The sequence below is a fragment of the Alphaproteobacteria bacterium genome, assembly GCA_040220875.1.
Classification (GTDB): Bacteria; Pseudomonadota; Alphaproteobacteria; order JAVJVX01; family JAVJVX01; genus JAVJVX01.
The window spans coordinates 368163-379725 of sequence record JAVJVX010000005.1 but is presented as its reverse complement, the minus strand read 5'-3'; the positions used below and the strand labels follow the sequence as shown (position 1 = coordinate 379725).

At 65.0% G+C, this 11563-nt stretch carries 12 protein-coding genes and 1 riboswitch; of the genes, 9 read left to right on the top strand and 3 right to left on the bottom strand.

Features of this window, described 5'->3' with window-relative positions:
- Nucleotides 1–22: 22 nt before the first annotated feature.
- Genes thrC through RLQ26_04060 form a run of 3 tightly spaced genes read left to right on the top strand, consistent with a single transcriptional unit; the run spans nt 23 to nt 3393 of the window.
- Nucleotides 23–1435, top strand: a complete 1413-nt coding sequence (thrC, locus tag RLQ26_04070) for a threonine synthase (GenBank protein MEQ9087898.1) — start codon at nt 23–25, stop codon at nt 1433–1435.
- Nucleotides 1436–1439: 4 nt separating this feature from the next.
- A complete protein-coding gene (locus RLQ26_04065; protein ID MEQ9087897.1) occupies nt 1440–2750 on the top strand; it encodes a pitrilysin family protein in 1311 nt (436 codons plus the stop codon).
- Between the two features lie 34 nt (nt 2751–2784).
- The gene (locus RLQ26_04060) at nt 2785–3393 is read left to right on the top strand and encodes a GNAT family protein (protein MEQ9087896.1); all 609 of its coding nucleotides are present in this window, start codon (nt 2785–2787) and stop codon (nt 3391–3393) included.
- Between the two features lie 12 nt (nt 3394–3405).
- On the opposite strand, the gene RLQ26_04055 is transcribed toward RLQ26_04060, so the two are convergent.
- A complete protein-coding gene (locus RLQ26_04055; GenBank protein ID MEQ9087895.1) occupies nt 3406–4014 on the bottom strand; it encodes a YqgE/AlgH family protein in 609 nt (202 codons plus the stop codon).
- Nucleotides 4015–4321: 307 nt separating this feature from the next.
- Here RLQ26_04055 and RLQ26_04050 point away from each other — a divergent pair, with 307 nt between their 5' ends.
- On the top strand, nt 4322–4804 hold the full coding sequence (locus tag RLQ26_04050) for a peroxiredoxin (GenBank protein MEQ9087894.1): 483 nt from the start codon (nt 4322–4324) through the stop codon (nt 4802–4804).
- 69 nt (nt 4805–4873) lie between these two features.
- Here RLQ26_04050 and rnhA read toward each other — a convergent pair whose 3' ends face one another.
- A complete protein-coding gene (gene rnhA / locus RLQ26_04045) occupies nt 4874–5329 on the bottom strand; it encodes a ribonuclease HI (protein MEQ9087893.1) in 456 nt (151 codons plus the stop codon).
- On the bottom strand, nt 5326–6297 hold the full coding sequence (gene thrB / locus RLQ26_04040) for a homoserine kinase (protein MEQ9087892.1): 972 nt from the start codon (nt 6295–6297) through the stop codon (nt 5326–5328). Before thrB ends, rnhA begins: the two co-directional genes overlap by 4 nt.
- Before the next feature lie 148 nt (nt 6298–6445).
- Between thrB and RLQ26_04035 the strand changes: the two genes are divergently transcribed.
- From RLQ26_04035 to gcvPB, 5 genes are all read left to right on the top strand, one after another.
- Nucleotides 6446–6688: a CDGSH iron-sulfur domain-containing protein gene (locus RLQ26_04035; GenBank protein MEQ9087891.1), complete on the top strand. Its 243-nt coding sequence runs from the start codon at nt 6446–6448 to the stop codon at nt 6686–6688.
- A gap of 113 nt (nt 6689–6801) precedes the next feature.
- Nucleotides 6802–6897, top strand: a riboswitch (glycine riboswitch).
- 186 nt (nt 6898–7083) lie between these two features.
- Nucleotides 7084–8220, top strand: coding sequence for a glycine cleavage system aminomethyltransferase GcvT (gcvT, locus tag RLQ26_04030; protein MEQ9087890.1), 1137 nt, complete (start codon nt 7084–7086; stop codon nt 8218–8220).
- A 33-nt stretch (nt 8221–8253) separates the two neighbouring features.
- A complete protein-coding gene (gene gcvH / locus RLQ26_04025; GenBank protein ID MEQ9087889.1) occupies nt 8254–8631 on the top strand; it encodes a glycine cleavage system protein GcvH in 378 nt (125 codons plus the stop codon).
- Nucleotides 8631–10010 carry an aminomethyl-transferring glycine dehydrogenase subunit GcvPA gene (gcvPA, locus tag RLQ26_04020; GenBank protein MEQ9087888.1) on the top strand — a complete coding sequence of 460 codons (1380 nt, stop codon included), beginning with the start codon at nt 8631–8633 and terminating at the stop codon, nt 10008–10010. The genes gcvH and gcvPA overlap by 1 nt, the downstream gene beginning before the upstream one ends.
- Nucleotides 10007–11524 (top strand): aminomethyl-transferring glycine dehydrogenase subunit GcvPB, encoded by a 1518-nt coding sequence (gcvPB, locus tag RLQ26_04015; protein MEQ9087887.1) that lies wholly within the window; start codon nt 10007–10009, stop codon nt 11522–11524. The genes gcvPA and gcvPB overlap by 4 nt, the downstream gene beginning before the upstream one ends.
- Nucleotides 11525–11563: the final 39 nt, after the last annotated feature.

The window sequence follows — 11563 nt, the reverse complement described above, 5'->3', positions numbered from 1 at the left end:
CCGTTTTTCCGAAGGAATTTCCGTGCGTTATGTCAGCACCCGGGGAACCGCCCCCGCCCTGGAATTCGACGACGTTCTGCTGGCCGGTCTGGCCACCGATGGCGGGCTCTACGTGCCGGAAACCTGGCCGGCGCTCGACTGGACCGCGCTTTCGGCCGCGGCCGCCGACGGCTATGCCGCGCTGACCGCCGCCCTTATCCGCCCCTTCATGGCCGGCAGCGTGGCCGAGCCTGACCTCGCCCGCCTGGTGACGGCGGCTTACCGCGAGTTTCGCGCCACGCCGGACAAGGCGGGGGACATCGCGCCGCTTCGCGAGATCGAGGACAATCTCTATGTGCTCGAACTCTTCCACGGGCCGACGCTCGCCTTCAAGGACTACGCGCTCCAGGTGGTGGGCCGACTCTTCGAGGCGGTGCTTGCGGCCCGGGGACGGCACATCACCATTATCGGCGCCACTTCGGGTGATACGGGCTCCGCCGCCATCGAGGCGTGCCGCGGGCGCGAGAATATCGATATTTTCATTCTCCACCCCAAGGGGCGGGTTTCAGAGGTGCAGCGCCGTCAGATGACGACGGTTGTGGATGACAATGTCCACAATATCGCCGTCGAGGGCACGTTCGACGATTGCCAGGATCTGGTGAAAGCGATGTTCGCCGACGCCGATCTCCGGGCGGAACTCGGCCTGTCGGCGGTGAACTCCATCAACTGGGCGCGGATCATGGCGCAGACCGCCTATTATGTCTGGGCCGGACTGAAGCTGGGCGCCCCCCGGCAGGAAGTCAGCTTCGCCGTGCCCACGGGAAATTTCGGTAATGTCTACGCGGGTTACGTTGCGAAGCGCATGGGCCTCGCCGTTCAGCAGCTGATCGTCGGGACAAATCGCAACGACATCCTCGCCCGCTTCTTCGAGAGCGGTACCATGGAAATGCGGCCGGTCGAGGCCTCCTGCAGCCCGTCCATGGATATCCAGGTTTCGAGCAACTTCGAACGCCTGCTATTCGAACTTGCGGCGCGCGACGGAGATGTGGTCAGCGAGCTTATGACGAAGTTTCGCGAAAGCGGGCGCCTGACGCTGGGCACCGCCCAGATCGTCGCCCTCAAGAGCCTGTTCAGCGCCGCCAGCCTGGATGACCCCCGGACGCTTGAGCTGATCCGGTCCGTCCATGAGGAAACCGGCTATCTGCTCGATCCCCATTCGGCCGTGGGCGTCGGGTCGGCCCGCCTCAAGCGCCGGGACCGGGCCACGCCCATGGTGGCGCTGGCGACGGCCCATCCGGCCAAGTTCCCCGAGGCGGTGGAAAAGGCGACGGGCATCCGTCCCGCGCTGCCGCCATTTCTGGCCGATCTTTTCGAGCGCCCCGAGCGTCTCGATACACTGCCCAATGACCGCGACCGCATTTGCGATTTCATCCGTGCCCGGGTTCGGCGGAGGTAATGTCATGACGAGCGAAGTCACGCATATCCGATCCAGCCGGCTGGCCAACGGTCTCACCGTTGTGAGCGATCCGATGCCGTCGGTGGAGACCGTGACGGTGGGTGTCTGGGTTGGCGTTGGCACCCGCGACGAGGCCGCTACACAGAACGGGGTTGCTCATCTGCTGGAACATATGGCCTTCAAGGGCACGACCAGTCGGACTGCGCAGCAGATTGTCGAGGAAATAGAATCGGTCGGCGGTTACGTCAACGCCTATACGTCGCGCGAGACGACGGCGTATTACGCCCGTGTCCTGACCGAGGATCTCTCCCTCGCCATCGGCATTCTCGGAGACATCCTGCAGCATTCCACGTTTGAGCCGGCCGAGCTCGAGCGCGAACGTGATGTGATCGTTCAGGAAATCGGCCAGGCGCTGGACACGCCGGAAGACGTTGTGTTCGACCGGTTTCAGGAAAAGGCCTATCCGGGCCAGGGTATCGGGCGCTCGGTACTGGGAACGACGGAGATCGTGCAGGGCCTCGCACGGAACGACATCATGGATTTCATGGCACGCCACTACAGCGCCGATAACATGGCGCTGGTGGCGGCGGGCAATATCGATCACGAGGCCCTGGTGGCGCTGGCCGAAGACGCCTTCGACACGCTTGCCCGTCATGCCGCACCGATTTCGGTGCCGGCCCGTTACGAAGGAGGCGACACGCGCCTCGCGCGCGCCGGCGAGCAGGTACACGTGCTTATCGGGCTCGACGCGCTGCCCATGACCGATCCCGATTACTACGCGGCCCTGGTCCTTTCCCAAGCGCTGGGCGGTGGCATGTCGTCACCGCTGTTCCAGGAAATCCGCGAAAAGCGCGGCCTCGCTTATGCGATTTACTCCTTCCTCGCCGGCTATCGCGACTGCGGCACCTTCGGCATCTATGCGGGGACAGGTCCCGAAAAGGTGGACGAGCTGATCCGCGTCGTCTGTGACGAGCTGACGGCGGCGAGCGAAAGGGTCACGGGTGCGGCGCTGGACAGCACCAAGCGCCAGTTGCGGGCCGGGATTTTGATGGGAATGGAAAGCAGCCAGGCGCGTGCGGACCAGATCGGGACCCAGCTTCTGACGCTTGGCCGGATCGTGCCGGTTGACGAGATGGCCCGGAGCATTGACTCTGTGACCCGGTCCGATCTGGCGCGGGTGTTTGGCCGGCTCCGGACTTCCCGGCCCACCTTCGCGGCGCTGGGGCCGCTGGGCGATATCATGGCGTTCGATACCATTGCCCGGCGCCTCGACACGCAGGGTCCGGAAACGCCGCCCGCGACCGCCATCCGCTGACGGCAGGACTGCATCACGGAGAGTGCCTATGGCAATGCGGTTGCTTCGGCCCCGATCGGATATGCCCCCCGCCGTCAGGACGGCTGGAAAAGGCATCTACCTGCGCGCGCCGCAGGAAGATGACTGGGCGGACTGGGCAAGTCTGCGTGAGGAATCCCGGGACTTTCTGGTTCCATGGGAGCCCGCCTGGTCAAACGATGCGCTGAGCCTTCCCGCCTTTCGCCGCCGCCTGCGCCAATACGCCAGTGATTGGCGCGCCGACGCCGGCTACAGCTTCTTTATCTTCCGCACGACCGGCGACGAGCTGTTGGGGGGGATCAGCCTCTCCAATGTGCGCCGGGGCATCGTGATGTCGGCCAGCCTCGGTTATTGGGTCGGCCAGCCGCACGCTCGCCAGGGGCATGGCACGGCGGCAGTCAGGGCGGCGCTGCGTTTCGCCTTCACACAGCTTCAGCTTAACCGCGTTGAGGCGGCCTGCATCCCTGAAAACGATCCGAGCCGGACGCTGCTCGAGAATGTCGGGTTCGAACGTGAAGGATTTGCGCGCAAATACCTGCGGATCAATGGCGAGTGGCGCGATCATTTGCTGTTTGGCATGCTGGCGGAGGACTTCAAATCCGTCGATGTCACTTCCACCGACTAGAACCGGGCCGTGTCAGGCAGTGCCGGCCGTACCTGACAGGCGGGCCGGGTCGATGCCGATATTGCGGATCGCCTCTTCCCACTTGACCGCCTGATCATCGCCAAACAGAAGCCGGTCATCGGCCGGCGCCAGCAGCCAGCCGTTTTCCTGTATCTCGGCCTCGAGCTGTCCGGCGCCCCAGCCGGCATAGCCCAGCGCCAGCATCGCCCGGCTTGGACCATTGCCGCGCACCATCGCGCGCAGGATATCGACCGATGCCGTCAGCGCGATCCGGTCATCGACCAGAAGGGAGGCGTCCTGCAGGTAATCCGAGGTGTGGAGCACGAAGCCGCGCCCTGTCTCCACGGGCCCTCCGAAATGGACCCGGATGTCACCCTGCCCCGGATCCGCCGGAATGCCGAGCTGGTCAAGCAGTTCCGGGAAGGTGAGCGAGTCCACCAGCCGATTGAGCACGAGGCCCATGGCGCCGTCCTCAGTATGAGCGACGAGATAGACGACGGATTTCGCAAACCTGTCGTCGAGCATGGACGGCATGGCGACGAGTATCCGGCCTGTCAGATAGGGATCCGGATCCCGGTCGAAAGTGCTTTTTTCCGAATGGCTTTCGTCGAAAAAACTCATGATCCGCCTTTCCGGTGTCGTGTCGAAAAACGCGTCAGCATAAGATCCCGAGTCTCGCGCTAATCGCGCAATATTTCAAGATAACCCCAGTCAAGTTAAGGAAAAGTGATCCTGGTTAATTTTTCTGTGAGGCCCGGGCGGTGCGGCCGCGACGAATCCGGGCGTCCCCGCACTCTCCCGGAAGGGGGTGATTTCGCGCCCGCGAAAAGCTATGGTCGCCTCATAACGAGGGCCGCAGTCCACGAGGTAAGGACCGTCCGGCCGGACGTATTTTGTTCCAGGTTTTTTCCAGGGAGACGAGGTCAGCATGACGATCAAAGTGGGTGACAGGGTTCCGTCCGCCAGCTTCAAGATGCTCGGCGAGGACGGCATGAAAGAAATCACGACGGACGAGTTGTTCAAGGGCAAGAAAGTCGTGCTGTTCGCACTGCCGGGGGCCTTTACGCCGACCTGTTCGGCCAAGCATCTGCCGGGGTTTGTGGCAAAGGCCGGCGACCTGAAGGGCAAGGGCGTCGATGCGATCGCCTGTCTTTCGGTCAATGACGCCTTTGTGATGAAGGCGTGGGGCGATCAGCAGAATGTCGATGACAAGGTGCTGATGCTGGCTGATGGCAATGCCGAGTTCACCAGGGCGCTGGGTCTCGAACTCGATGCCAGCGGCTTTGGCATGGGCACTCGCGCGCAGCGTTTCGCGATGGTGGTCGATGACGGCGTTGTCTCGCACCTTGCGGTGGAAGAGGGCGGCGATTTCAAGGTTTCGAGCGCGGAAGCCGTCCTCGACGCGCTCTAGGATCAGGACCGCAACGCCTGGCGGAATGAGACGGCCTCCCGCGGGAGGCCGTTTTCCCATGTCCGGCCCTCACGTGGCGGGAATGGCCAGGCGCGCCAGCTGGTCGGCCCGCTCGTTCTCAGGGTGGCCGGCGTGACCCTTGACCCAGTGCCATTCGATCTCGTGCGGCGCCGCGGCCGCTTCCAGCCGGCGCCAGAGCTCCGCATTCTTGACGGGTTTTTTCGCCGCCGTACGCCAGCCATTGGTCTGCCAGCGGGAGAGCCAGATGGTGATTCCATCGCGCAGATAAGTGCTGTCGGTATAAAGAGCCACGCGCGACGGGCGCTTCAGGGTCTCCAGGCCCATGATGGCCGCCATCAGCTCCATGCGATTGTTGGTGGTGTCCCCTTCGCCGCCGGAAAGCTCCTTTTCGATGCCCCGGTAGCGCAGGACGGCGCCCCAGCCGCCCGGTCCCGGGTTCCCGCTGCATGCGCCATCGGTAAAAATCTCGACAAGGCGCCCCGGCGTTTCACTGGATTCTGTCATGCGACTGAATCGAGACCATAGGCGCCCGGGCCGCTGACGCCGGCGTGAAACTGCAGCTTGCGCACGTATTCGCCCGGATCCTTCGGCCGGACGAAGGCTCCCGGCGGATGGTTCAGCCAGTCATAGAGCCGTGTCAGCAGGAATCGCAGGCTTGCCCCCCGGGCCAGAACCGGCAGGGCCTCGAGCTCGGCCGCGGAAAAAGGCCGCACATCGCGATAGGCGCGAAGCAGATTGCGCGCCTTGGTGACGTTGAAACTGTTGTCGGACTCGAAACACCAGGCGTTCAAGCAGACCGCGATGTCATAGGCGAAGAAGTCCCGGCACGCGAAATAGAAGTCAATCAGCCCCGACAGCTCCTCGCCACGAAAGAATACGTTGTCCGGAAAAAGATCGGCATGGATTATTCCGGCCGGCAGATCGCGCGGCCAATGGGCGTCAAGAAAATCAAGTTCATCCGCGATCACCCGTTCGAGGCCCGCCTGCACGGCATCGGCCCGCGTGCGGGTGCTTTTAAAAAGGTGATGCCAGCCGGCGAGAGACAGATCGTTTGCCCGAGCCCCCGGAAAATCTTCGCCCGCGAGATGCAGCCGGGCGAGCGCGCCGCCGAGGGCGCGACAGTGGAAGGGCTCGATGCGCCGCGGGCAGATTCCCTGGAGGAAGGTCACGACGGCCGCCGGCCGGCCGCAGAGTTCGCGCAGGGCCGCGCCGTCCCGCGCCGGGACGGGGATCGGGCAGGCAATCCCCTTGCGCGCGAGATGGTCCAGGAGCGAGAGAAAAAAGGGCAGATCCCCCGGCCGCACGCGTTTTTCATAAAGCGTCAGGATATAGCTGCCACCTGTCGTCTGAAGAAGGTAGTTGGAATTTTCCACACCTTCCGCGATCCCCTTGAAGGCGAGAGGCTCACCAATCTCGTAGGCCTCGAGAAATCTCGCCAGGTCGGCATCGCCGACTTCCGTATATACCGCCATCTTCCTTCTCATCCCGTTGGCGGGCAGACTTTAGCCGCTCGTCCCGCGCGCGGCTAATGGGTTTTCTGCAGCTTGCCGTTCCGCGGTAATCTCCCTAGAGTTCGCCAGGACTCAAATAACCAGCTACATGAAAAGAGGGAGGCCTCCGATGAGTGAGCCGCAGCGCCCGCAACTGGCGCCTTACGAAGTTCAGGTGGAAAAGGGCAACGATTACTGGTGGTGCGCCTGTGGCGCTTCGGCCAGCCAGCCATTTTGCGATGGATCCCACAAGGGAACGGAATTCGGCCCCGTCCAGTTCACCGCGCCGGCCTCGGGCCCGGCCTATTTCTGCGGCTGCAAGGGAAGCGGCAGTTCGCCCATGTGCGACGGATCCCACAAAGCCCTTTCCTGATGGCGGGTCCCCGATAAAGGGTCGGAAAACCCCCAAATCTTGCGGGTTTGAGATGGCCAGAGTCCGGATATTGACTCTTTGGTCAGTCGCTTTAGGTTTGTCCCGTTAGCTGCATGATCCCTGCGGGAGAGGTCGCTTCAGGACAGCGGAGCGGCGCCGAAGGAGCAACGGACCCGGAATCTCTCAGGCAAAAGGACCGCACGGGGGAGCAGCACTCTGGAAAGCAGGCGGCCTCGGCCGCCTCACCGACGGGGTAGACCGGCGGGTGGCAAGCGGGACAACGCGTCCCGGCCCCCGGCGGCAATTCTCTCAGGTCTAAAGACAGAGCGGGTCATCGGTCGAAACGCCTTTGCTTAAGGCCGCTCGCCGATGCCTCGAATCTGTTGGAGAGAGCGTTGCCGGACACCCCGCACGAACCCCTTGAGCGCACGCCGCTCCATGATCTCCACGTTGCATTGGGTGCGCGCCTGGTGCCCTTCGCGGGCTACGCCATGCCCGTCCAGTATGCCGCTGGTATCATTCAGGAACACCTCTGGGTGCGCGAGAAAGCCGGGCTCTTCGACGTCTCGCATATGGGCCAGATCCGCCTCACCCCGGCGACGGGCGACATGGCCGCGCTCGCCGGCGCGCTGGAGCGGATCACACCCGGCGACTTCCAGGCCCTGAAGCCGGGCCGCCAGCGCTATACCCTGTTTACCAACGAGGCGGGCGGGATCCTCGACGACCTCATGGTCACCCATGCCGGCGACCATTTCCATGTCGTGGTCAACGCCGCGTGCAAGGCGGCCGATCTCGCTCATCTCGAGGCCAGCCTGCCGGAAGCGCGGGTCGAACCGCGGTTCGATCGCGCGCTGCTCGCCCTGCAGGGGCCGGGCGCGGGCGATATTCTCGTCCGCCATGCGCCGTCATCGGCCGATCTCTTCTTCATGGAGGGCAAGGACATGACCGTTGCCGGCCGTGCCGCCTTTGTCACCCGTTCCGGCTATACGGGCGAGGACGGTTTCGAAATCTCGCTCGCGGCCGAGGACGGCGAGGGCGTGGCGCGTCTCCTGATCGAGGATGCGGCCTGTCTGCCCATCGGGCTTGGCGCGCGCGATTCACTGCGCCTCGAAGCCGGGCTCTGCCTTTATGGCCATGATATCGACGAGACGACCACCCCGGTCGAGGCCGGGCTTGCCTGGGCGATTGGCAAGCGCCGGCGGGCCGAAGGCGGGTTCCCCGGTTACGAAACCGTGCGCGCGCAGCTCGAAAGCGGCGCCCCGCGGCTCCGCGCGGGCCTGCGGCCAGACGGGCGGCAGCCCGCCCGGGAAGGCGCGGCGGTGCTCGACGGATCGGGGGCCGAGGTGGGGCGGATTACCAGCGGCGGTTTCGGCCCCAGCCTGGGGGGTCCGGTCGCGATGGGCTACCTGCCGCCGGCGCTGAGCGAGACCGGGCAGGCCGTGCATGTCGACATCCGGGGCAAGTCGGTGACAGCCAGCGTCGCCGCCCTGCCATTTGTGAAACCGGGCTACCGGCGTCGGTCCGGAAAATGACTGGAACAGGCCAGAAGGGGCCAGGAGCGGAAGATGAGTGAAAAGCGTTTTACCAAGGACCACGAATGGATCGCGGCCGATGATGGCGTGGCCACAATCGGCATTACCGGCTACGCGCAGGAACAGCTTGGCGACATCGTCTTTGTCGAGCTGCCCGAGATCGGCCGGGCGCTTGAAAAAGGGGGCGAGGCGGCCGTCGTCGAATCGGTCAAGGCGGCGAGCGAGGTCTACGCCCCCGTCGCCGGCGAGGTGCTCGAGGTGAACGCGCGCCTCAATGAGGATCCCGCCCTGGTCAACAGTGATGCCGAGGGGGAAGGCTGGTTTCTGCGGATCCGGCTGGCCGATTCGGGCGATCTCGCCGCCCTGATGGATCGCGCCGCCTACGACGCCTATCTCGGAGAGCTCGACTGATGCGCTACCTGCCCCATACCGAAGCCGACCGCCAGCACATGCTCCGGGCCATTGGCGTTCCCGACATTCAGGCGCTGTTCGAGGATGTGCCCGAAACGGCCCGGCTCGACCCGGCGCATTTGCCCTTCGATCTGCCCGACCACATGAGCGAAGCCGAAGTGACGGCCCGGCTGTCGCGCCTGGCGCGCGGGAATCTCGACGGTGGGACGGCACCGAGCTTTCTGGGCGCCGGGAGTTACCGCCATTTCGTGCCGGCGGCGGTGGATCACCTCATCCAGCGGGGCGAGTTCCTGACCAGCTACACGCCCTATCAGCCCGAAGTCTCGCAGGGCACGCTCCAGTATCTCTTCGAGTTCCAGACCCAGGTGGCACTGCTTGCCGGCCTCGATGTGGCGAACGCCTCCATGTATGACGGCGCGACGAGCTGTGTCGAAGCGATCATGATGGCCAACCGGATCACGCGCCGCGAGAAGGTCGTGATTTCCGGCGCCCTCCACCCGCATTATCGCGCCGTCGCCGAAACCTATGGTCGGCTCACCGGATTCGCACTCGATGTCGCCGAAACCCGCCCGGGTGGCGCCGAGGACCTGTCGGCCCGCCTCGATGGCGATGTGTCCTGCGTTGTCGTGCAGAATCCGGATGCCTTCGGCCAGGCGCGCGACCTGGCGCCGCTGGCCGAGGCCTGTCACGCGGCGGGTGCGCTTCTTGTCGTGGTCGTGACCGAGGCAGTTTCCCTCGGGCTTCTCAAATCGCCCGGCGAGATGGGGGCCGATGTACTGGCGGCGGAAGGCCAGTCGCTTGGCAACGCCATGAATTTCGGGGGCCCCCATGTGGGGCTTTTCGCGACGCGGGACAAGTTTCTGCGGCAAATGCCGGGCCGGCTGTGCGGCGAGACGAAGGACGCTGATGGCCGGCGGGGCTACGTGCTGACCCTCTCGACACGCGAGCAGCATATCCGGCGTGAGAAGGCGACCAGCAATATCTGCACCAATTCGGGGCTGTGTGCCCTGGCCTTCACGATCCACCTCTCGCTTCTGGGGGAAGAGGGGCTCGCCAAGCTCGCCCGGCTCAATCACGCGCGGGCAGTCCAACTGGCAGAAAAGCTCGCCGCCATTCCGGGTGTGGAGGTGGTGACGGACCGTTTCTTCAACGAGTTCACCCTGCGCCTGCCGGAAAACGCGGCGACCGCCGTCGAGCGCATGGCGGCGGCGGGTGTGCTGGGCGGCGTGCCGGCCTCGAGGCTCTGGCCCGGGGCGCATGATATCGACAATTTTCTGCTGGTCGCGGTGACGGAAACCAATACGGACGACGACATGGACCGGCTGGGGACGGCACTGGCGCGGGCCGTGCGAGACAGTCGGACGGAGGTGTCGGCATGAGCGCAAAGATCACCACGAGCGGCCATCGCGGCCTCGATATGGATGAGCCCCTCATCTTCGAGCAGGGCGCCACCGGGCGCACCGGCGTCGATCTGGCTGACCCGCCCGATGTAGCGAGTCCGCTCGACGGGCTCGTGCGCAGCCGTCCCATCGGCCTGCCCGGCCTGTCCGAACCCCAGGTGGTGCGCCATTACACGCGCCTCAGCCAGAAAAACTACGCGATCGACAGCGGGCTCTACCCCTTGGGCTCATGCACGATGAAGCACAATCCGCGGCTCAACGAGCGCGTCGCCCGTCTGCCCGGCTTCGCCGATATCCATCCGCTCCAGCCGGTCTCGACGGTGCAGGGAGCGCTTGAACTGATGGATGAGCTGGCGCGCTGGCTGCGCGAGCTGACGGGCATGCCCGCGGTGGCGCTGTCACCCGCGGCGGGAGCGCATGGTGAATTATGCGGCATGATGTGCATCCATGCCGCGCTCGAGGATCGCGGCGATCCCCGGCGCAAGGTGCTGGTGCCCGAATCTGCCCATGGGACTAATCCCGCGACTGCCGCCGCACTCGGCTATACGGTCCAGGCAATTCCGGGCGACGATCGCGGCCGGGTCGATGCCAGGGCGCTCAAGGCCGCGCTCGATGACGAGGTGGCGGCGATCATGCTGACCAACCCCAATACATGCGGTCTGTTCGAGAACGAGATCGTCTCGATCGCGGAGGCCGTCCACGAGGCGGGCGCATATTTCTACTGTGACGGGGCCAATTTCAACGCCATCGTCGGCCGGGTCCGGCCGGGGGATCTCGGCATCGACTGCATGCACATCAATCTGCACAAGACCTTCTCGACCCCCCATGGCGGGGGCGGCCCCGGCTCGGGGCCGGTGGTTCTGTCGGAGGCACTCGCGCCCTATGCGCCGCTTCCATTCCTTGTCCGGGGCGAAAACGGGCTGGCGCTGGCCGAAAATCGGTCCGACCTGCCGGCAGGGGCCAAACCCTTCGGCCGTCTCAAGGGGTTCCACGGCCAGATGGGGATGTTCGTCCGTGCACTCGCCTTCATGATGAGCCACGGCAAGGACGGGCTCGCCGCCGCTTCGGGCGCCGCGGTCCTCAACGCCAACTACCTGATGACGCGCTTGTCGGACGAGCTCACGCCGGCCTTCCCGGGCCGCTGCATGCACGAGGTGCTGTTCGACGACCGCTTCCTCAGGAACACGGGCGTTTCAACCCTGGACTTCGCCAAGGCGATGATCGACGAGGGCTTCCACCCCATGACCATGTATTTCCCGCTCGTGGTGCATGGCGCGCTCCTGATGGAGCCGACCGAAAGTGAAAGCCTTGAAAGCCTCGATCAGTTCATCGAGACGATCCGCGCGCTTGCAAAGAAGGCCAAGGCGGGGGAGGCGGAGATGTTCGCCGCCGCGCCCGAGCTCGCCCCCCGCCGCCGGCTGGACGAGACTGCGGCCGCGCGCAGGCCGGTTCTCACCTGGCGGCCCGGCCGCCCGGCCGAAGCGGCCGAGTAGGGGGCGGTGGCAGGTTTCGTGGGTACGACCACCAAACGA